At 72.4% G+C, this 20,060-nt stretch carries 18 protein-coding genes, 1 tRNA gene and 1 pseudogene; 7 read left to right on the top strand and 13 right to left on the bottom strand.

Annotation, left to right across the window (positions count from 1 at the left end; all coding sequences use genetic code 11):
• Positions 1–22: 22 nt before the first annotated feature.
• Together ABZ671_RS00100 and ABZ671_RS00095 are read left to right on the top strand one after the other, a co-directional pair.
• The gene (locus ABZ671_RS00100; RefSeq protein ID WP_357848709.1) at positions 23–808 is read left to right on the top strand and encodes a hypothetical protein; all 786 of its coding nucleotides are present in this window, start codon (positions 23–25) and stop codon (positions 806–808) included.
• A gap of 294 nt (positions 809–1,102) precedes the next feature.
• Positions 1,103–1,176 (top strand) — tRNA-Ala (locus ABZ671_RS00095).
• Between the two features lie 141 nt (positions 1,177–1,317).
• Here the strand turns inward: ABZ671_RS00095 and ABZ671_RS00090 are convergent.
• The 4 genes and pseudogenes from ABZ671_RS00090 to ABZ671_RS00075 form a co-directional block, all read right to left on the bottom strand.
• The gene (locus ABZ671_RS00090) at positions 1,318–2,100 is read right to left on the bottom strand and encodes a methyltransferase domain-containing protein (RefSeq protein ID WP_357848706.1); all 783 of its coding nucleotides are present in this window, start codon (positions 2,098–2,100) and stop codon (positions 1,318–1,320) included.
• Positions 2,101–2,237: 137 nt separating this feature from the next.
• Positions 2,238–2,420, bottom strand: a pseudogene (locus tag ABZ671_RS00085) (GntR family transcriptional regulator); the annotation flags it as partial.
• A gap of 52 nt (positions 2,421–2,472) precedes the next feature.
• A complete protein-coding gene (locus ABZ671_RS00080; protein ID WP_357848703.1) occupies positions 2,473–3,141 on the bottom strand; it encodes a hypothetical protein in 669 nt (222 codons plus the stop codon).
• A gap of 55 nt (positions 3,142–3,196) precedes the next feature.
• Entirely contained in the window at positions 3,197–4,114 is a 918-nt protein-coding gene (locus ABZ671_RS00075) for a LysR family transcriptional regulator (RefSeq protein ID WP_357848700.1), read from the bottom strand.
• A gap of 71 nt (positions 4,115–4,185) precedes the next feature.
• Between ABZ671_RS00075 and ABZ671_RS00070 the strand changes: the two genes are divergently transcribed.
• Positions 4,186–5,358, top strand: coding sequence for a TDT family transporter (locus ABZ671_RS00070; protein ID WP_357848696.1), 1,173 nt, complete (start codon positions 4,186–4,188; stop codon positions 5,356–5,358).
• Positions 5,359–5,396: 38 nt separating this feature from the next.
• Here ABZ671_RS00070 and ABZ671_RS00065 read toward each other — a convergent pair whose 3' ends face one another.
• Positions 5,397–6,293 carry a LysR family transcriptional regulator gene (locus ABZ671_RS00065; protein ID WP_357848693.1) on the bottom strand — a complete coding sequence of 299 codons (897 nt, stop codon included), beginning with the start codon at positions 6,291–6,293 and terminating at the stop codon, positions 5,397–5,399.
• 70 nt (positions 6,294–6,363) lie between these two features.
• Between ABZ671_RS00065 and ABZ671_RS00060 the strand changes: the two genes are divergently transcribed.
• Positions 6,364–7,242 (top strand): dihydrodipicolinate synthase family protein, encoded by an 879-nt coding sequence (locus tag ABZ671_RS00060; protein WP_357848689.1) that lies wholly within the window; start codon positions 6,364–6,366, stop codon positions 7,240–7,242.
• A 66-nt stretch (positions 7,243–7,308) separates the two neighbouring features.
• Here the strand turns inward: ABZ671_RS00060 and ABZ671_RS00055 are convergent, their stop codons facing one another.
• From ABZ671_RS00055 to ABZ671_RS00035, 5 genes are all read right to left on the bottom strand, one after another.
• Positions 7,309–8,205: a DUF4352 domain-containing protein gene (locus ABZ671_RS00055; protein WP_357848686.1), complete on the bottom strand. Its 897-nt coding sequence runs from the start codon at positions 8,203–8,205 to the stop codon at positions 7,309–7,311.
• Positions 8,206–8,277: 72 nt separating this feature from the next.
• Entirely contained in the window at positions 8,278–8,934 is a 657-nt protein-coding gene (locus ABZ671_RS00050) for a 4'-phosphopantetheinyl transferase superfamily protein (protein WP_357848683.1), read from the bottom strand.
• Positions 8,935–9,022: 88 nt separating this feature from the next.
• A complete protein-coding gene (locus ABZ671_RS00045) occupies positions 9,023–9,796 on the bottom strand; it encodes a peptidase (RefSeq protein ID WP_357848680.1) in 774 nt (257 codons plus the stop codon).
• Between the two features lie 2 nt (positions 9,797–9,798).
• Entirely contained in the window at positions 9,799–11,076 is a 1,278-nt protein-coding gene (locus tag ABZ671_RS00040) for a VWA domain-containing protein (protein WP_357848677.1), read from the bottom strand.
• 196 nt (positions 11,077–11,272) lie between these two features.
• Entirely contained in the window at positions 11,273–12,964 is a 1,692-nt protein-coding gene (locus ABZ671_RS00035; protein ID WP_357848674.1) for a phospholipid carrier-dependent glycosyltransferase, read from the bottom strand.
• Between the two features lie 84 nt (positions 12,965–13,048).
• Between ABZ671_RS00035 and rsmI the strand changes: the two genes are divergently transcribed.
• Positions 13,049–13,897, top strand: a complete 849-nt coding sequence (rsmI, locus tag ABZ671_RS00030; protein WP_357848671.1) for a 16S rRNA (cytidine(1402)-2'-O)-methyltransferase — start codon at positions 13,049–13,051, stop codon at positions 13,895–13,897.
• A gap of 57 nt (positions 13,898–13,954) precedes the next feature.
• On the opposite strand, the gene ABZ671_RS00025 is transcribed toward rsmI, so the two are convergent.
• Positions 13,955–14,830, bottom strand: coding sequence for a hypothetical protein (locus ABZ671_RS00025; protein WP_357848668.1), 876 nt, complete (start codon positions 14,828–14,830; stop codon positions 13,955–13,957).
• A 138-nt stretch (positions 14,831–14,968) separates the two neighbouring features.
• On the opposite strand from ABZ671_RS00025, the gene metG reads away from it, so the two are divergent.
• Positions 14,969–16,771, top strand: a complete 1,803-nt coding sequence (gene metG / locus ABZ671_RS00020; protein WP_357848665.1) for a methionine--tRNA ligase — start codon at positions 14,969–14,971, stop codon at positions 16,769–16,771.
• 51 nt (positions 16,772–16,822) lie between these two features.
• Here the strand turns inward: metG and ABZ671_RS00015 are convergent, their stop codons facing one another.
• Complete coding sequence (locus ABZ671_RS00015; protein ID WP_357848662.1) at positions 16,823–17,674, bottom strand: alpha/beta hydrolase; 852 nt, start codon at positions 17,672–17,674, stop codon at positions 16,823–16,825.
• A 62-nt stretch (positions 17,675–17,736) separates the two neighbouring features.
• Positions 17,737–18,960 carry a hypothetical protein gene (locus ABZ671_RS00010; protein WP_357848660.1) on the bottom strand — a complete coding sequence of 408 codons (1,224 nt, stop codon included), beginning with the start codon at positions 18,958–18,960 and terminating at the stop codon, positions 17,737–17,739.
• Between the two features lie 82 nt (positions 18,961–19,042).
• Between ABZ671_RS00010 and ABZ671_RS00005 the strand changes: the two genes are divergently transcribed.
• Positions 19,043–19,939: a TatD family hydrolase gene (locus tag ABZ671_RS00005; RefSeq protein WP_357850551.1), complete on the top strand. Its 897-nt coding sequence runs from the start codon at positions 19,043–19,045 to the stop codon at positions 19,937–19,939.
• Positions 19,940–20,060 lie beyond the last annotated feature (121 nt).

Raw genomic sequence — 20,060 nt, 5'->3', positions numbered from 1 at the left:
CCCGAATCTGGTGACGGGAGGGGTGCGGGTGCCGACCTCGGTGCTCCTCGCCGTCCTCGCCGCCGCCGGTCTGCTTGCCCTCGCGCCGGCGCTGGTCCGCCGGTACGACGCCGCTGAGCGGCTGGTGGCGGAGCGGGCGCAGTCGACGGCGCGGGTGCTTCAGCGCCGCCGTCGACGTCGTACCGTGCCCGGACGACGACCGGTCCGGCCGCCCCGCGCCCTCATCGTCACCCTGAGTGAAGATAGCAACACCAAGAGTCTGGCTCCGCCGGTCTCCGCGCCGCCCGCCGCCCGCCGGTCGGGCCGGCTGCGGTCGGTGCCGCCCACCCCGGCCCGGTCCCGTCGACGGAACCCGCCGAAGCGCCGCCACCACACCCCGGCGATCTACCGCCGGCGTCGGGTGCTGGCCGCGCTGCTGCTGCTCAACTTCGTCGAGTTGATCGGCGTGGTGCTGGTCGGACCCGGCTTCTGGATCAGCGTCTCGGTGACCGGCACCCTGCTCGTGACGTACGTCGTACACCTGCGGAAGCTGGCCCTGGCCGACCGTCGGCGGCGGCGCGCGGAGGCCCGCGAGGCGGCCTGGCTCGCCGCCCGCCAAGCCGAGGTGCGCCGCGAACAGGCGCGGCGCGCCGCGGCCCGCCGGGAGGCGCAGCGCCGGCTGGCCGCCCAGCGCGAGGCGGTCCGCCGCACGGCAATGGGCCTGGACCGCCCAGCGGACCTCCCGCCGGCGGCGAGCGGCGGCTCGGTCTCCTACCGCCGCGCAGGCGGCCTCCGCGGCCGCCCCTACCAATCCGGCCGCGGCGCCTAACCCACCCCACCCCACCCCACCCCACCCCCACCCCCACCCCACCCCGTCGATCATGGAGTTGTGGCGCCAAGTAGGCACCATTCACCCTTTTCGTCCACTGCCACAACTCCATGATCGACGCTAGGGAGGCAGGGCCTTGGAGGTCTTGGGAGGTTTGGGTCCAGATGGGGGCTTTTGCCGCCAAGATCTCTTCCGTTGGTGGGGCGGTTCGCGCGGGGGGCTCGGGACCTGTTAACCTTGGCGCCGGCCCGCCCGGTGCAAGCCGGGTGGGACCGATGCTGGTACGCCAGCGGAGGGGCTGTGGCGCAGACCGGTAGCGCACCTCGTTCGCATCGAGGGGGTCAGGGGTTCAAATCCCCTCAGCTCCACCCAGTTCAAAGGCCGTTCCCGCTCGTCGGGGACGGCCTTTTCGATCCCTGTGCAGCGGCAGCTCATACGAACTGTTCGCCGAGGCGCTTGAGCGCGTTCTCGGTCGCCGCAAGGCTGAACGCTGCGTGCTCACTCACCCCTCAGGTGACGGTGGCGGCGGTGAGGAAGAACGTGACTGCGTATGTGAACCGGTGTGCAGCGACGGCGTCGTCGAACTGGTCTTCGAACGCACGAGCTTCGGCCGGGTCGAGTGCGCCGCGCTGAGCAGCTGTGGCAGCCCAGCAGCGGAGGCCGAGAACGTTGTCGACGGCGGTCGGGTTCCGGACCAGCAGTGTTCGGGGTTCGATGGTGACGTCGACCAGGCCGTGTGCGGCGAGAAGGCCGGCATGTTGATGCGCCAGGGTGCCGTTGCGGAGGAGGACATCCGCCCGGAACCTCAGCACGCGTCGAGCCAGGTTTTGGTCGGCGATGTCGAGTACTTGAGTGTCGTAGTCAGGGTCTGCGAGTGCGATGCGGCCACCCGGCCGGACAACCCTGATGAGTTCCTTGATCGCGGCGTGGGAATCGGCGAGGTGTTGCAAGGTGCGATCGGCCCAGGCCCCATCGAATGAGTTGCTGAGGAACGGCAGGTGATGGGCGTCGGCGACGGTGCTCTGGGTCAAGCCGCGGGCTTGCATGGCAGCAGCCATGGTCAGTGCATGGTCCACAGTTGCCACGCTGACACCGTGTTGATCTTTCAACAGGGCTGCGCTTGCCCCTGTGCCAGCACCGACATCGACGTAGCGACGGCCAGGCGCCGGATGGAGCAGCTCCCGGACCCGCTGCTGGTATGCCTGGTAGAAGGGCTCCTCGGTGAGGCGGTGCAGTACGCCGACCCACGAGTCCGGGTCTGACGGGCGGTCGACGTCGGTGAACCCATGCATGATCGGCAGCCTAGCTCCGAGCGTGCAACCGTTCCTGGAACGTGTGCGTACGCGATGCACAGAGCTTGTAAACGAGATGTGGGGGGCGGCGAGGCGGTAGGTGAGCGCCAGGACGGCGAAGATCGCCGCGTCGATCGCGATACGTACACGCCCTTGCCCTGCCGGCCGTCGATCAGCCCCTCGGCTTTGAGTAGGAGCATGGCGGCCCGGATGACGGTGTTGCTGACCTCGTAGTGCTCGCACAGGGCGGCGAAGGATGGCAGCTTGCCAGTGTTGACCCTGCGCACATTGCGTCTCAGGTTGCTCGTGGGGCTACCCAGCTTGGCGGCCGGGGCCTGCCGTGGGCCACCCATGCCCGGAAACGTTTGCCGGTCAGGTACCGATCCGCACCCGCCGGCCCGGGAAACCTTCGGGCGGCAGACACATCGAATCGGACGCGTACTGCCATGGGCTGGGCGGCACCTGGAAGGTGACGTCGCGTGTTTTGCCGTCCGGTGGGCGCACCGATATCACGACCGGGACAGGCTCGTTCGGCACTGCCGTGGTGCAGTTGACCGTCACCCAGACGCTGAACCACCGCACCCCGGGACGTACGACATCGGGGTCGGCCACCTGGAGAGCGAGGTTGTCCTTCGAGGCCTGGATGTCGGTGACCTCCACCGGCAGGGGCCCGGAGTTCACCACGATCACCGATGACTTGACCTTGACCAGCGGCCCGTCTCGTTCAACCTGGGCTATCGCGGCCTGCGGAAGGATATAAACGGAAGCGACCGACTCGTCGGCCAGGCGCTGTTGCCGGGCCTGCCACCGGTACCCTCCGATACCCGCCACGGCCGCCGTGCCCAGCAGGACGGCAAGGACCAATGGCAGCGAGACCCGCGTCGATCGAAGCGCCTGCCAGGCGTGCCGCTCCTGGTCCGGCTCGGGGTCTGCGGACTGATCCCGCATTGCGCCCAGGTCGATCACCGGCGCCTCTCGCCCGTCGGGCCGATCGTGGGCCGACACGAACACCTGCTGCCTGTCGCCCGTCTGCTCCCGCACGTTGAGCACGCTACCCAACGCCTGGCGTCCCTTGTGCTCGGCAGTGGCCCCGGGGCTAACTCCGTTCGGGTCGGGCGGCGATGGCGTGGAGGTCGCGGGCGGGGCCGGTGAGCTGCCGGCCGGCCGGCCAGGCCGCGCGGAGCAGGCGGTGCAGGGCGAGGCCGTTGACGGGTACGGCGGTCAGGGTGCCGGCCGCGAGTTCGGTGCTGACCGCCAGCGAGCTGAGCACGGCCGGCCCGCTGCCGGCGGCGACGGCGTGCTTGATCGCCGTGGTGGAGGAGAGTTCGAGCAGCGGGGCTGCGAGCGCGTCGATGTCGTGCTCGCGTAGGGCGGCTTCCAGCGCGCGGCGGGTGCCGGAGCCGGACTCCCTGGACACCAGCGGTGCGGCCGCGAGCTCGGCCGGGGTGATGCCGCGTCGGCGGCGGGCCCACGGGTGGGCGGGGGCGACGACGACGGTGAGCTGGTCCGTGGCGACGGTGTCCGCGTCCAGGCCGGGTGGCAGGTCGGGGCCCTCGACGAAGCCGAGGTTGGCGTTGCCGGCGAGCAGCCGCGCGGCCACCTCCGTGGAGTTGGCGGCCTGCAGGGTGACGGTGAGCTCCGGCTGCCGGGCGCGTAGCGCCACGAGCCAGGCCGGCAGCAGGTACTCGGCGATGGTCTGGCTGGCGGCGACGGCCAGCCGGCTCTCGTGTGAACTGCGCAGGGTCTGAACGGCGGCGGCGAGCGAATCGGCGGCGTCCACCACGCCGCGGGCCCAGTCGGCGATCAGCGCGCCGGTGGGAGTGAGGGCGGAGCCGCGCGGGGTGCGCTGCAGCAGGGTGAGGCCGAGGCGGCGTTCCAGGTGGCGGAGCCGGGCGCTGGCCGCCGGCTGGGAGATGCGGTGTTCCGTGGCGGCCTGTCCGATGCTGCCGAGGCGGGCGACCGACAGCAGCAGGTCGAAGCTGGTCAGGTCGGTCACCTGCGGCGGCAGAGGCATAAGAGCAGGTTATGACTCGGTACGAGATCACCGCCTACCGGACCGGTCCGCGCGGCCGGACAGTTGTTCGCGTGAACAGCCTGCACCACCCGCCCACGCTTCCCACCCGTTCCCCCGAGGTCGCCGGGCGGCCCGCGCCGCTGTCGGCGCTGGCGCGTCCGTGTGACGTGTTCGCGTACCTGGGGCCGAACTGGTTCGCCTCGGTGATGGGCACCGGCATCGTGGCCACCGCCGCCGCCGGGCTGCCGGTGCGGCTGCCGGGCTTGCGGTTCGCCGCGACCCTGGTCTGGTTGGCGGCGGCGCTGCTGCTGGTGACGCTGGTTGTGGCCTGGGCGGTGCACCTGCGCCGGCACCGGGCCACCGCGTTCGGGTATGCGGCCGACCCGGTCATGGCGCAGTTCTGGGGCGCGCCACCGATGGCGCTGATGACCGTCGGCGGCGGCACGCTGCTGCTCGGCTCAACGTGGATCGGCGAGTCCGCCGCCGTCACGGTCGATCTGGTGCTGTGGAGCGCCGGGACCGGGCTGGGCCTGCTGACCGCGGTGGCGATTCCGTACCTGATGATGACCCGGCACCGGATCGGGCCGGACGCCGCCTTCGGCGGCTGGCTGATGCCGGTGGTCCCGCCGATGGTCTCGGCCGCCAACGGGGCGCTGCTCGTGCCGCACCTGCCGGCCGGGCAGGCCCGACTCGACATGGTCATCGCCTGCTACGCGATGTTCGGCATCAGCCTGGCCGCCACCGTGATCATCATGCCGCAGTTGTGGTCCCGCCTGGTCCAGCACCGGGTCGGCGCCGCGCGGATGGTTCCCACGCTGTGGATCGTGCTGGGGCCGCTGGGCCAGTCGATCACCGCCGCGCACCTGCTCGGCCGCGCCGCCGAGGGCGTCCTACCCGAGCCGTACGCGGCCGGCGCGCAGATGTTCGCCGTGCTCTACGGCGTACCTGCCATGGGGTTCGCTCTGCTCTGGCTGGCCTTGGCGGCCGCGATCACCGTCCGCACCGCGCGCGCCGGGCTGCCGTTCTCGCTCACCTGGTGGAGCTTCACCTTCCCCGTCGGCACCCTGGTCACCGGCATCACCGGCCTGGCCGCCCGGACCGGCTCGGCCCTGCTGACCACCCTCGCAGTGCTGCTGTACGGGCTGCTGCTCGCCGCCTGGGTGACGGTAGCGACGCGTACGGTGCGCGGTGCCTGGCACGGTCACCTCTTCCTTTCACCGGCCGTGTCGACAGCAGCGCATTGACGGCGGTCAAGCTGAGTGGCGACAGGCCCGCCCGGCCGTCACGCCTGGTGCAACAGGCTGGCGGCTCGGAGCGCCGTGACGCAGGCGGCCACCGCCGGGTGGTCGCCCGCGCCCCGCCGGTACGCGATCCGGGTGCGTCGCCGGATGGTGAGGGGTACGAGGCGGACCCCGGTGGGCGGTTGCCCGACGGCAAGTTGGGGCACCAGCCCGACGCCGTGGCCGGCGGCCACCAGGGCGAGCATGGCGCCGAAGTCGTCGGCGTGATGGCGTACGGACGGGTGGAAACCGGCCAGCTCGCAGGCGTGGAGGGCAACCGTGTGGCACAGCGTTCCGGGGCTGCCCACGATCCAGTCGGCGTCGCACGCCGAGCGGATCGGGTCGCCGGCCGGGTCGTGTTCCATGCCGTCGGGCAGGGCGAGGAACACGGGCTCGTCCAGCAGCGGTGTCGAATCCAGCGCCGGGTCCGGCTCGACCGGCACGATGTCGTAGTCGTGGACGAGGGCCACATCGAGGCGGCGGTCGCGCAGTGCGTCGGGCACGGCGACCGGGTCCAGTTCGGTGACCATCAGGTCGAGCGCGGGATGGTCCCGGGCCAGCGCGACCAGGGCGGGCAGCAGGAGCGTACGCACGGCGCTGGGATACGTGCCGATGCGTACCGTGCCGGAAAGTCCGCCGCGGGCGGCAGCGAGGGTGGCGTCGGCGGCCTCCAGGGCGGCGAGGATGACCTCGGTGTGCCGGACCAGTGCCTCCCCGGTCGGGGTGAGGGTGACCCGGCGGCCGGCGCGTTCCAGGAGCGCGACGCCGGCCTCCCGTTGCAATGCGGCGAGTTGCTGGGAGACGGCGGACGGCGTGTAGGTGTGGGCCTCAGCGACGGCTGCGATGGTGCCGAGCCGGGCCAGGTCCCGCAGCAGGCGCAGGCGGCGAACATCAAGCATCAGTTCAGCTTACGTATTCGTTCAGTAATCGGAACTGGTGCTTCATGGTCTCGCGTCGCAGGCTGGGGGCATGACACCGACCGGGCTGTACGTACCACTGATCACACCGTTCGACGAGGAAGGCGCTGTCGCCTTCGACGTGCTGACCGCTCTCGCCCACGAGGTGCTGGCGGCCGGGGCCGACGGCCTGGTCGCCCTGGGCACCACCGCCGAGCCGCACGCGCTCGCCGACGCCGAACGGCGGCAGGTGGTCGACGCAATCGCCGCCGCCTGCCGGGAACGCCGGGCGGGGCTCCTGGTCGGCGCGCACACCATCGACGCGCTGCGGGCGCTCGCCGAGCGGCCCGAGGTGACGGCGGCGCTCTGCCTGGTGCCGCCGTTCCTGCGGCCCGGTGAGGAGGCGGTGCACGCCCATTTCGCCCGGCTGGCCGAGGCGTCCCCGGTGCCGCTGGTCGTCTACCACGTCCCGTACCGCACCGGGCAGCAGCTTTCCGCCGAGGCGCTACGCCGGCTGGTCGGGCTGCCCGGAGTGGTCGGGATCAAGCACGCGGTCGGCGGCATCGACGCGGACACCCTCGCCCTGCTCGCCGACCCGCCGCCGGAGTGTGCGGTGCTCGGCGGTGAGGACGCGTACCTCTCGGCGCTGCTCGCCCTCGGCGCAGGCGGCGGCATCGTCGCCTCGGCGCACATCGCCACCGCCGACTACGCCGCGCTGGTCGCGGCCTGGCGGGCCGGGGACGTCACCCGGGCCCGGCCGCTCGGTCACCGGCTCGCCGCACTCTCGGCGGCGCTCTTCGCCGAACCCAACCCGTCCGTGATCAAGGCGGTGCTGCATGCCGAGGGACGCATTCCGACGCCGGCGGTCCGCCCGCCGCTGCTGCCGGCCACGCAGGCGGCCACGGCGCGCGCCGTGGCGTGTGCCGAGGAGCTGACCGGGGTGCTGGCGTGACCGTGACAAACGGACGGGGGCCGGCGCCCCGGTTCGGGACCGGCCCCCGTCGCCGGGTGTCACGGTTCAGGGCTTCCAGGAGCCGGCCGTCTCCAGCTGGTGCTCGTACTCCAGGTTGCCGTTGGTGTCCTTGACATCGAAGACCAGCTGGCCGGTGCGCTTGCTGCCGGCGGCGAGGTTGATGCCCGAGCCGAGCAGCTTGCCGCAGCCGGAGAGAGCGCCCCCGAGGCCGTTCTCCTCATTGCCGTCCGCGTCGATCCAGCTGAAGTAGAACGGGTTGATCGAGGCCTTGCCCTTGGTGACCTCGGCGGTCACGTCGGCGATCAGGTAGATCCCGTTCTTCGGCTCCGGCAGGTACGCCTGGCAGGCCTTGTCCTTGGTGTGAAACTTGCTGACGGTGATCTCGATGGTGCCCTGGTCGTCGGTGATGACCAGGGTTTCGCCCGGCCTCATGTTGAAGGTCTCACCGGTCGGACCCGGCTTCGGCGTCGACTTCGGCGCTCCGGTCGGGGTCTCGTCGAACGGGTCGGCGGTGATCCCCGGGGTGGGCAGGCTCTCGACCGTGTCCTGCACCTTCTTGAACCCGTTGTAGACGGCGAAGATGCCGCCGCCGCAGCAGAGCAGCAGCAGGACCGCCGCCGCGATGCCGACGATGATCCAGACGGTCTTGTTGGACTTCTTCGCCGGCGGCACCCCGAACGGCTGCCCGGGCGCCGGCGGGTAGGGCCCGCCCGGCGGCGGGTAGGGACCGCCTCCGGCCGGAGGCTGCGGCGGGTACGGCGGCTGGGGCTCGCCGAGGACCGGCGGATACGGCGGCTGGGGTGCCCCGGAGACCGGCGGCTGCGGCGCGTACGGGTCGCCCGGCACCGGGGGCATCGGCGCGGTGGGGAACGCCTGGGTCGGCGGTTCCGCGGGCTGCTGGTTCGGGTCCTGCGGTCCGAACGGGGGCTGAGGGTGGCTCACCGGGCTCCTTGTCTCGGAGGGCTTCGGTCGGGACGACGGTACAAGCTGCTGGCAGAACCGGCCATCAGGACCTCAGTGGAGCAGCAGGGCGGCGGCGCTGCGTATCAGGGCGGCGTCGACCGCGAACCGCCCGGCGAGCCACGTCGGGGGATCGGGCACGGGGGCTGCGGCGATCCGCCCCGGCGCGATCCGGGCAGTGAACGTCCCCGCGTCCGGATCGAGCGTGACCCGCGCATCGTGGAAGTTCAGCCACGTCCCGACGACCGGGTGCCAGACCTTGTAGACGGTCTCCTTGATGCTGAACACCAGCGTCGGCCAGGAGACGCCAGCGGGCAACCGGGCGAGGTCCGCCTCCTCCTCGGGCAGGCAGATCGCCCGGCGTACCCCCGGGTCGAGCTCCCGGTGCTGCTCGGCGTCCATGCCGAGGGAGCGGAACTCGGCGGCGCGGGCGGCGGCGGCCGCGCAGTAATCGCGGGTGTGGGTGATGGTGCCGACCACACCGGCCGGCCAGACCGGGGACCGGTCGGGCGCCGAGGTCACCGGCGTTGCCGGCAGTCCGAGCCCGGCCAGGGCCCGACGGGCGCACACCCGGCCGGCGGTGAAATCGCGACGGCGGCTGGCGGGTGCCCGGGCGCCGAGGCAGGCCTGCTCGGCGGGGAGCAGCACACCGGACCAGTCCTGCGGCCCGGCCACGGCCACCGCGACCGTCGGCGGCAGAAGGTCACGCACAGCCGGAAAGGTACCGCAGCCGCCGCAACGGTGGATCCGTTGCCTCCGGTGGCCGCCGCGCCGGCAAACGCGGCGGCCACCGGGCTGCTCAGGGGCGGCGGCGTCGCCGGGTGAGGGCGAAGCCGACCACGCCCGCCACGGCGGCGAGCACACCGCCGGCGGTGGTCCAGACCCAGCGGGAGCCGGCTTCCGGCAGCCAGTCGGTGAGGCTGGTCTTCTTCTCGGCGACCGGTTCGGGCATCGGCTCGGCGGTGAGCACCGTCCCGGCCCGGGTGTTCGGCACCAGCGGTGCCTTCAGCTTTCCGTCGTCACCGGACGCGCCGCCCTCGCCGTCGACGCTGACCAGCAGGTCCGCGTCGATCGGCAGGCCCAAATCCAGCTCGGGCAGGTCGGTCACCGCGAGCCGGACGTAGTAGGTGCCGGGCAGCGGGTCACCGGACCAGGGCTCGGCCCAGGGCCGCACCCGGCGCAACGTGCAGCCCAACGTGACGCTGGTCGCCGTCGCGTCGACGGTCGGGGTCTGTGCCCCGGCCGTGCAGGCCTGCCGGCGGCGCAGCCCGTCAAAGACGTCGATGGTCCAGGTGGACCTGCCGCTGCGGCCCTTCGGGAAGGAGACCGTGGCGTTGATCGTGTGGGTCTGGCCGGCCTCCGCGCGGAACGACCAGTAGAGGTGGTCGCCGCTCGACGCGTCCACCTGGACGGGCTGGCCGGCGGCGATGGCGGTGGCGGTCAGGAACGAGGTGCCGGCCTTGGTGACCGTGCTCGCGCCGGGTGAGGGCGTGGGCGCGGCCGAGGCGGCGGCGGGGGCGAGGGTCAGCCCGGCGGCGGCCAGCGCCGCCACGGACCGGATCAGCGTACGCATCCTCAGTTCTCCCTCCAGGTGGCGACCCACCAGCGGGTGAGCAGCCCGGTGACCAGCCCGGTGATCAGCCCGGCCAGGGTGAGCAGGAGCAGCAGGGCCCAGCCGCGGCCGAGGTCCGGCCCGTCCGGGGCGGGGGAGGCGGCGACCACGTCGACGGTCAGTTCCAGGGGCATCCCCGGGGTGGCCTCGGTGCCAGGACGGGGCGCGAGCGAGTTGCTGACCACCAGGCACACGGTCTCCGCGGTCACGGTGTCGGTTGGCGACGGCGTGGGGGACTCCTCCTCGGCCGCGGACCAGCGCAGGCCCGCGGAGATCACGTCGATCCGCCCGCTGTCGGCGTCGACGCCGCGGACAAGTTCCCGCCCGTCCCGTGCGGTGGCCCGCAGCAGCACGCCGTAGTCGGGGTTGACCGGCCGGTCCAGCGCCACGCTGACCGAGGCGCGCAGCTCCTGGCCGGGGCGCACCGGCACCCGGTACCAGCGGTGCTCGGAGAACGCCTCCCGGTCGGTGTAGACGCCGGGGGCGAGCAGCGGCGCGTTGTCGCACTCGGTCGACCCGCCGACGACGGTCGGGGCGGCGGTGTAGGTGTCCCGGGCCCGGTCGACGAGCTGCTTGACCCGGCTGGTCAGCTGGTCGCCGCTCTGCACCGCCGTGTACGTGCCGCCGGTCGCGGTGGCGATGCAGAGCAGCTGACGGCGTACCTTCTCGTCGGAGACGAGGCCCAGGGTGTCGACGACCAGCTTGGTGCCCTGGGCGGCCAGCTCGCGGGCCACCTCACAGGGGTCGGGCGGGGCGCAGGTGTCCTCACCGTCGGTGATCAGCACGATCCGGCGGGCGGTGCTGCCGGTGCCGAGGTCCTGTGCGGCGGAGCGGAGCGCCAGCCCGATCGGGGTCCAGCCGGTCGGCCGGAGGCTGGCCACGGCCGCCTTGGCCTGCGTACGGTCCACCGGGCCGACCGGCACGATCTGCTGGGTGTCCCGGCAGCCCTGCTTCTTGTCATCGCCGGGGTAGGTGGCTCCGAGTACCCGGATGCCGAGCTGGGTCTCGTCCGGCAGCGCGTCCACGACCTCGTTGAACGCCTGCTGGGCGACCGAGATCCGGCTGCGCCCGTCGATGTCGCGGGCCCGCATCGAGCCGCTGACGTCGAGAACCAGTTCGACCTTGGGGGGTTCGGCGGTGGGTTCGCCCTCGCTGTCCGCCTTGGCGGGTGCGGGACCGATCAGCGCGGTCGTCGTCAGCAGTCCGAGAAGGGCGGCCAACGATCTTCTCTTGTTGATCACCGACCGAAGTGTAGTGAGATCCACTTCGGACGATCACCCGGGTGGTGGCCCGGGCCCAGCGGCGGGAAATCTGAACGGGAGCAACCAGTTGTGCAGGTGAGGCCGGCTGGTTAAGCTTCATCTGCGCGCCCCAATCGCCCGCTTCCCCCGTGGCAGGCGATCGGGGCGCGTCTTTTCGTGCGCCGGCGCTACCCGGTCAGATCCAGCGACCGTCCAGCCACATCCGGGCGGACCATTCCGCGTACGTGATCGACTTGGCCACGAAGATCGGGTAGAAGTAGGCGAAGCAGAGCGCCACCAGCAGCACGTACGCGCCCGCGATGATCCCGCCCACCAGCCGGCGATCGGCGATCTCCTGCGCGCTGCCGGGTGGTGCCGTGGCCGAAGCGGCCGCCGGCGCCGGTGTGGCGATCGCGCCGAGCACGTAGGTCACCGCGAGCACCAGGAACGGCACCGCCGGGGCGGCGTAGAAGGAGAACATCGTCCGGTTGTCGAGGGCGTACCAGAACCAGGGCAGCAGGCCGGCGGCCACGCTGAGCAGGATCGCCCCGGCCCGCCAGTCGCGCCGGGCCAGCCCGAGCCAGGCCAGCGCCGCCAGCGCCGGCAGGAACGACCACCACAGCAGCGGGGTGCCCAGCAGCAGGATCTCCTCGGAGCAGCTCGGCGCGCCGCAGCTACCGGTACCGGAGTAGTGGAAGGCGACCGGCCGGCCGAGCAGCAGCCACTGCCACGGCCACGACTGGTACTTGTGCGGGGACTCGAGCCCGGTGTGGAACTTGTACGCCTCGCTGTGGTATCTCCACAGGTTGTACAGGGGGCCGTAGACCGGGTTGTCGCTCAGCCCCGCGCCCGGATAGCGGCTGGCCAGGCGGTAGTAGCCGTCGTCGGTGAACAGCCAGCCCGACCAGGTGGCGATATATGTCCCGACCACCAGCACCCCGGCCAGCAGCAGCCACGGCAGCTCGTCCAGCACGGCGTCCCGCCACGGATGGCGTACGCCGGCCGACCGGCGTACGCCGACCTCCCAGAGGATCACCAACAGCGCGAAGGCCGGCACGAAGTAGACGGCGCTCCACTTCACCGAACAGGCGCAGCCGAGCAGCACCCCGGCGAGCAGCCGCCACCACGGCCACTCCCGCCAGGTCGACGCCGGCCGGCCGGCCCGCCCCGGCCGCGACGGGTCGAGCCCCGCCTCCAGCGCCCGGGTCCAGCGGCGTCGCCGCGCGTCCCGGTCCAGCACCAGGGCGCCGAACGCGGCCAGCACGAACAGCAGCAGGAAGATGTCCAGCAGCGCGGTACGGGAGAGCACCAGGTGGAAGCCGTCCAGGGCGAGCAGCAGCCCGGCCGTGCAGCCCAGGACGGTGGAGCGGAACATCCGCCGGCCGATCCGCACCAGCAGCAGCACCGACAGGGTGCCGGCCACGGCCGCCGCGACCCGCCAGCCGAACTCCGGGGAGGTGGTGATCAAGTGCCCTGGCACGGAGATGTTCGTCTCCGCGTCCTGGTAGCCGAAGGCCCACTCGCCGAGCCCAATCAGCCACTTGCCCAGCGGCGGGTGCACCACGTACGACGGGCCGTTGTCCTTGTAGTTCCACTCGACGCCCCGGGCTATCAGACCGTAGGCGTCCTTGGCGTAGTAGGTCTCGTCGAAGATCTTGCCCGAGGGGCTGCTCAGCCTCACGAACCGTAGAATCCCCGCGATCGCCACCACCACCGCGGTGGCCAGCCAGGCGTACCCGTCGAGGCGGGCGTCGACGGTGGCGAGCCGCCGTCGAACCGCAGCCGGGATCCCGCCCCCGCCGGTCGTTGAGGACCCGGTGGCCCGGTCGTCGTCCGTCCGCTCGGCGGCGGACTCGCTCGCGCTCTGTGCAGTCGACGCACTCGTCACCCGGCGATCGTAGGCTGCCAACGTGCCCGGTGGCGCCCATCGTCCCCGAGATTGGTACAGCTGTCGATGAAAGGGCCTACTGCTGTGGGTGAAATGTCCGAGGTAGGGCGTCTCGTGCTGCTCGGCGCGCCGCTGGGCAACCCGGCCGACGCGTCGGCCCGGTTCCGCGAGGTGCTCGCCACCGCCGACGTGGTCGCCGCCGAGGACACCCGGCGGCTCACCCGGCTGGCCCGCGACCTCGACGTGACCGTGCCCGGCCGGATCGTCTCCTACTTCGAGGGCAACGAGGAGCGGCGCACCCCCGAACTGGTCGAGGTGCTCGCCGCCGGCTACACGATCGCCCTGGTCACCGACGGCGGCATGCCCAGCGTCTCCGACCCCGGCTACCGGCTGGTCCGGGCCGCCCTCGACGCCGGCATCCCGGTCACCGCGGCACCCGGCCCGAGCGCGGTGACCACCGCGCTGGCCCTGTCCGGGCTGCCCTGCGACCGGTTCTGCTTCGAGGGGTTCCTACCCCGCACGCCCGGTGCCCGCCGGTCCCGGCTGCGGGCCCTCGCCGCCGAGGAACGCACCCTCGTCCTGTTCGAGGCGCCGCACCGGATCGCCGGCGCGTTGGCCGACCTGGCCGCCGCCTTCGGCCCGGACCGGCCCGCCGCGCTCTGCCGGGAGCTGACCAAGACGTACGAGGAGGTGGTCCGCCGGCCGCTGGGCGAACTGGCCGAGTGGGCCGTGGCGGGCGAGCCGCGCGGCGAGATCACCCTGGTCGTCGCGGGCGCGCCGCCGGCCTCCGCGGCCCGGCCGGACGATGACACGCTGCGCGCCGCGGTGGCCGAGCGGGAGGCGGCCGGGCTGTCCCGGCGCGACGCGATCACCGAGGTCGCCACCGAGTACGGCCTCCGCCGCCGCGACGTCTACACCGTCGTGCACAGCTGAAAGGAAGGGCCCCCTGTTGACGCCTCGTGTATAGGAGGGGCCCCTTGTTAACGGGTGTCACCAGGCGGCGATGAGGAAGCCGGCGGTGATCAGCAGCGGGCCGGCCAGGGCGCTGCCCACCGCCCAGCGACGGTGCCGCCGGTCCGGCAGTCGGGTGGCACCGGTCCATCGGGCGATCCCGGCCGCGCAGCCCAGCACCAGCAGCAGCCCGAGCAGCCAGCGCAGGTGCCGGCCGAGCCCGGTGTCCGCGTACGCGGTGCGAGCACCGGGCCCGGTCATCCGGGCGGGCAGGGCGCTGCCGGTGGCGCTGCGCTCGGCCGGCACCCCGCTGACCCGTACCCCGTGGGCGACGAACCGCCCGCCGTCGGCCAGGAAGACCCCCCGGCAGCGTTGGGTCAGGCCACGGCCGGTGCAGTCGGTGATCACCACGGTCCCGTTGGTGGCGTGCCCCGCCGCCAACCACAACGGCCCGGCGCTGACCCAGGCGAAGAACGCCGCGATCAGGCTCAACGCGACCAGCACCGCCAACGCCGGCAGCGGATCCGGCGGATGGGACGAGCGGGGCCGGCGGGACCGGAACAGCGGGCGGCCGGTGGACGACCGATGCACCCGCCGGCGCGGCTCCGCCGGCAGCGGCGTGCCGTCCCAGTGCACCTCCTCGATCGGCGCCCAGAAGATCCCGCCATCCGGCGTACCGCCCGGGGAGGGCTGCTGCCAGTGGGGCTGCCGGACCGGCACGCGGCGGGGCACCGCGTCCACCGGCGCTCCGGTGGTCGGCTCCACCTCCACCAGCGGGTCGGTCGGCTCCACCCGCGGCTGCGGGGCGACCGCCCCGCGCGCCGCCCCGGTCCCGGCCGCGGCGGCGTCCCCCGCCGGGTCGACGGGTGGCCCGCCCTGCTCCGGCACCGCTGGTCTGCTGGTCACGCCGTTCATTTGACACCGGTACGCGGGGGCGACCGGGCAGCTCAGACCGCGTGTCGGCGACAAATCGGACGTGGTGTCGGGGTTGGGCGGTGGCACAGGCCCTATTGGTTCGCGGTCGACCGGAGGCAATCACTACGCTTGCTGCTCATGAGTCACGTTCTCGCCGCGGTCGCCTGGCCCTACGCCAACGGCCCGCGCCACATCGGCCACGTATCCGGATTCGGCGTACCCTCCGACGTCTTCTCCCGGTACATGCGCATGGCCGGCCACGACGTGCTCATGGTCTCCGGCACCGACGAGCACGGCACCCCGATCCAGGTGCAGGCCGACGCCGAGGGGGTTACCCCGCGCGAGCTGGCCGACCGCTACAACCGGGTGATCGCCGAGGACCTGCGGGCGCTGGGGCTCTCCTACGACCTGTTCACCCGCACCACCACCCGCAACCACTACGCGGTGGTGCAGGAGCTGTTCCTCGGGCTGCACCGCAACGGCTACATCGTCCCGAAGGTCACCACCGGGGCGATCTCGCCGTCCACCGGCCGCACCCTGCCCGACCGCTACATCGAGGGCACCTGCCCGATCTGCGGCTACGACAGCGCCCGCGGCGACCAGTGCGACAACTGCGGCAACCAGCTCGACCCGATCGACCTGATCGACCCCAAGTCGAAGATCAACGGCGAGACGCCCGAGTTCGTCGAGACCGAGCACTTCTTCCTGGACCTGCCGGCCCTGGCCGACGCGCTCCGGCAGTGGCTGGACACCCGCCACGGCTGGCGGCCCAACGTGCTGCGGTTCTCAACGAACCTGCTGGACGACCTCCAGCCCCGGGCCATCACCCGCGACCTGGAGTGGGGCGTGCCGATCCCGCTGGACGGCTGGCGCGAGCGGCCCGACAAGCGGATCTACGTCTGGTTCGACGCGGTGATCGGCTACCTGTCCGCCTCCATCGAGTGGGCCCGCCGCACCGGCGACCCGGAGGCCTGGCGGAAGTGGTGGTCCGCTGACGGGCAGGGCAAGGACGCCCGTGGCTACTACTTCATGGGCAAGGACAACATCGTCTTCCACTCGGTGATCTGGCCGGCGCTGCTCGACGGCTACTCCGGCGCGGGCTCCCGCGACGGCGAGCCGGGCGAGCTGGGGCGGCTCAACCTGCCCACCGAGGTCGTCTCCAGCGAATACCTGACCATGGAGGGGCGGAAGTTCTCCTCGTCCCGCAAGGTGGTCATCTACGTCCGGGACTTCCTCGAGCGGTACGACGCCGACGCGCTGCGCTACTTCATCGCGGTCGCCGGACCGGAAAGCAACGACACCGACTTCACCTGGTCGGAGTTCCTCCGCCGCAACAACGACGAGCTGGTCGCCGGCTGGGGCAACCTGGTCAACCGGTCCATCTCCATGGCGGCGAAGAACTTCGGCGCGATCCCGCCGGTCGACCCGGCCGGGCTCACCGAGGCCGACCAGGCGCTGCTCGCCACCGCGCGGGCTGGCTTCACCGTCGTCGGTGACCTGATCGCAAAGCACCGGCAGAAGCAGGCCATCGGCGAGGCGATGCGGGTGGTCGCCGAGGCCAACAAGTACCTGTCGGAGCAGGCGCCCTGGAAGCTCAAGGGCGAGGACGACAAGCCGAGGATGGGCACCATCCTGCACGTCGCCCTGCAGGTGGTCAGCGACGCCAACACGCTGCTCACCCCGTTCCTGCCGCACTCCGCACAGAAAATCCACGAGCTGCTCGGCGGCACCGGCGTGCACGCGCCGATGCCGGTGATCGAGGAGGTCGACGACCTCGACGGGGGGCCGTCGTACCCGGTGCTGACCGGCGACTACACCGTCGGCGCGCGCTGGGAGTCCGTACCCCTGGAAGTGGGCCGGCCGCTCGCGGCGCCGAAGCCGGTGTTCCGCAAGCTCGACCCGTCCATCGTCGAGGAGGAGCTGGCCCGGCTGGCCGGCTGACCGTACGCGGCGGCGCGACCCGGGGGGACCCGGGCCGCGCCGCCGACACGCTCAGGCGCGGGCCATCCGCGACGCGCCGATAAACTCCATGATCGCCTGGTTGATCTCGTCGGCGTGGGTCCACGGGGTGCCGTGCGGGGCGCCCTTCAGGGTGATCAGCTTCGCGTTGGGCAGCATCGGCGCCAACCGCTGCCCGGTCGCCGGGTAGGGCAGGACGGCGTCCTTGTCGCCCTGAATGATCAGCACGGGTACGTCGATCCGGGGCAGATCGTTGCGGAAGTCCGTCTGCCAGGCGCCCACGCAGTCGTGGGTGCCCTTGGCCGACGCCCGCGTGCCGATCTCCCAGTGCGCCCGGAACGCTTCCTCGCTGACCAGCTTGCCCTTGTTCTCGTCCCAGTTGAAGAAGTTCTGGCAGAACTGGGTCAGGTAGGCGAAACGGTCGTTGAGGATCGCCTGCTGGAAGCCGTCGAAGAGAGCCTTGTCGACGCCCTCCGGATTGTCCGGCGTCTTCAACAGATACGGCGCCAGCGGGGCCAGCAGCACCGCCCGGTCCACCCGGTTCGACCCGTACGAGCCCAGGTAGCGGGTCACCTCGCCGGTGCCCATCGAATGCCCGATCAGGATCGCGTTGCGCAGGTCCAGCTCGGTCATCAGCACGTCCAGGTCGGCCGCGAAGGTGTCGTAGTCGTACCCCATCGCCGGTTGGGCGGAGGAGCCGAAGCCGCGCCGGTCGTACGTGATCGTCCGGTATCCGGCCTTCAGCAGCGCGGTGGTCACCTTCTCCCAGGTCGCCCCGTTGAACGGGAACCCGTGGATCAGCACCACCGGCTGCCCGGAGCCGTGGTCCTCGTAGTACAGGTCGATGGGCGCGGAGTTCTCCGTGCCGACGGTGACGAAGGGCATGTCGGATCTCCTGAGCTGGGGTGCCTTGGTCGGACCCCGGCGGATTCCCCCACCGCTGTCAGTTATGCGCGCGGGTACGGCAGGTCCACCACCTGGTCGGCGGTCACCTCGGCGCCCGGCGCCCAGGTCTCGTAGACGCCCCGTTCGTGGCACTGCGCCCCGGTCGCGGCCACCGCGTCCGGGCCCGGCCGGCGTAACCGCAGCCGCAGCCAGCCCCCCTCCTCCCGCAGCACCAGGCAGGACGCCCCGCGCCAGGTGGCGTAGCGCAGCCGCCGGGCGGCCGACTCCACCGGATACCGGGCCGCCCGGGTCATCGCCAGCACCCGGAACCCGCCGGGCAGGTCGGCCACCGCCTCGTACTCGCTGTCACCGTGGGTGCCGACCAGCTGGGTGGAGCGGATTGCGTCGCCGGTCGGCACGTACTCCTGGTCGGGGGAGAGCCCGGGCACCGCGGACAGCAGATGCCGCCACTGCGGGCCGACCATCCGCAGCCAGCCCCGCTGCTCCGCCTGATACGTGTAGAGCACCACCTCCACCCCCTCCGCCGGGTAGGCGAGCAGGGCGGCGTTGGCCGGCATCGGCAGGTCGGCGAAGTCCCGGGTGATGAACTCCGGAATGAGCTGGGCGTTGCTCGGCACGAAGCCGGTACCCAGCACCGGCGGCCCGAGCCGGTCCCGGGGCGGCAGGGCGAACAGCCCCTGGTGCGCCGGTCCGGCCGGCACGTCGTAGTCGGTCGGGTCGGTGGCCCGCCAGCGCAGCGCGTACGCCACGTCGCCGCCCTCGCCATCGCCGCGCAGCACCGCCAGCCCGGCCGGCGTACGCAGGTGCGCCACGTCGTGCTCCCGGTAGCAGAAGCCGTGCGGCAGCCAGCCCCGCACGTAGCCTGCGAGCTGGCGGGCGGACAGCACCTTCACCATCCGGGTACCCGGCCGGATCACCGCCGAGCCGCGTACCGTGGCGAGCGTCGGGTCCCCCGCCGCCCCCGGCCGCTGGCTGGCCTGGTGCAGGTACGACCAGCCGCGTTCCCGGTGCACCGGCATCAGCAGCGGCGCGTCCGACTCCTCGGTCGGCGGTGTCCCGCCGCGCACCGCGCTCACCTCGGTCATGTGCACGAACTTCCGCCACGGGTACGCCAAGCCCGGCCGGGGCGCCCACTCGAAACCGGGCACCTCCTCGGCGCTGAACAACTCGTACGCCGCGCCCCGGGCGATCTCCTCCGCCGGGTGGACGCGACCGTCGTACGTCACGTGCAGCCCGGTCTCGCTGGCCTGAGGGGTGACGATCACGATCCGCACGGTAGGCGCGACAGGTGTGGGACGAGTGAACAGGTGGTGGCGGTCCGGGAACACCGGCCAGCCGCCGTGTGTGATGCTGGCCGCGATGACCGAGCAGACCGAAACCCGCAAGCAGCGGGCCGCCCGCCGGGCCGGGGAGTTCCCGCCCGCCCCCGAGGCGCTGCCCGTCCCCGTGCTGGACAGCCACACCCACCTGGACATCACCGTCAGCGAGGCCGGCGTACCCGGCGGACCGGCCGACGACCCGGTCGGCGCCGCCATCGCGGTGGCCGCCGGCGTCGGCGTGGACCGGCTGGTCCAGGTCGGCGTGGACGTCGAGTCGTCCCGCTGGGGCGCCGACGTCGCCGAGCGTTACGGCGCGGTGCTGGCCACCGTGGCGCTGCACCCGAACGAGGCGCCCCGCCTGGCCGACCTGGACGAGGCGTTGCGCGAGATCGAATCCCTCGCCGCCCGCGACCGGGTACGCGGCGTCGGCGAGACCGGGATGGACTTCTTCCGTACCGGGGACGAGGGGCGGGCTGCGCAGGAGGAGAGCTTCCGGGCGCACATCGCCATCGCCAAGCGGTACGGCAAGACCCTCGTCATCCACGACCGGGACGCCCACGCCGACGTGCTGCGCATCCTCGACGACGAGGGCACCCCCGACACCGTTGTCATGCACTGTTTCTCCGGCGACGCCGACTTCGCCCGAGAGTGCGTACGCCGGGGCTTTCTGCTCAGCTTCGCCGGCACCGTCACCTTCGGCAGCGCCGGGGCGCTCCGCGAGGCCGCCACCGTCACGCCGATCGACCAGCTGCTGGTCGAGACGGACGCCCCGTACCTGACGCCGATGCCGCATCGGGGCCGGCCCAACGCGTCGTACCTGATCCCGCTGACCGTCCGGTCCCTGGCCGCCACCACCGGCACCGACCTCGACGCACTCTGCGCCGCCATCTCCGCCACCGGCAACCGCGCCTTCGGCCCTTGGTGAAAGGAGGGGCCCCTTGTTAACGCCAGTCGACGTATCGCTGGAGCACAACCGGGCACCGAACGTCCCCGACAAGCTCAGCGTCGCCGGCCTCATGTGCCGAGACGATCTGTTCATCGGCACG

It is taken from the genome of Micromonospora sp. NPDC006766 (assembly GCF_040636055.1).
Lineage (GTDB): Bacteria > Actinomycetota > Actinomycetes > Mycobacteriales > Micromonosporaceae > Micromonospora.
Note: the sequence above shows the minus strand (reverse complement) of the source record. Positions and strands in the feature narration are given on the sequence as shown.

Bases quoted from the DNA above. Each gene is read 5' to 3' on its own strand.
- ABZ671_RS00090 (WP_357848706.1), bottom strand. From the start codon at position 2,100: ATGCATGGGTTCACCGACGTCGACCGCCCGTCAGACCCGGACTCGTGG.
- ABZ671_RS00075 (WP_357848700.1), bottom strand. From the start codon at position 4,114: ATGCCTCTGCCGCCGCAGGTGACCGACCTGACCAGCTTCGACCTGCTG.
- ABZ671_RS00065 (WP_357848693.1), bottom strand. From the start codon at position 6,293: ATGCTTGATGTTCGCCGCCTGCGCCTGCTGCGGGACCTGGCCCGGCTC.
- ABZ671_RS00060 (WP_357848689.1), top strand. From the start codon at position 6,364: ATGACACCGACCGGGCTGTACGTACCACTGATCACACCGTTCGACGAG.
- ABZ671_RS00045 (WP_357848680.1), bottom strand. From the start codon at position 9,796: ATGCGTACGCTGATCCGGTCCGTGGCGGCGCTGGCCGCCGCCGGGCTG.
- ABZ671_RS00025 (WP_357848668.1), bottom strand. From the start codon at position 14,830: ATGAACGGCGTGACCAGCAGACCAGCGGTGCCGGAGCAGGGCGGGCCA.
- metG (WP_357848665.1), top strand. From the start codon at position 14,969: ATGAGTCACGTTCTCGCCGCGGTCGCCTGGCCCTACGCCAACGGCCCG.
- ABZ671_RS00015 (WP_357848662.1), bottom strand. From the start codon at position 17,674: ATGCCCTTCGTCACCGTCGGCACGGAGAACTCCGCGCCCATCGACCTG.
- ABZ671_RS00005 (WP_357850551.1), top strand. From the start codon at position 19,043: ATGCTGGCCGCGATGACCGAGCAGACCGAAACCCGCAAGCAGCGGGCC.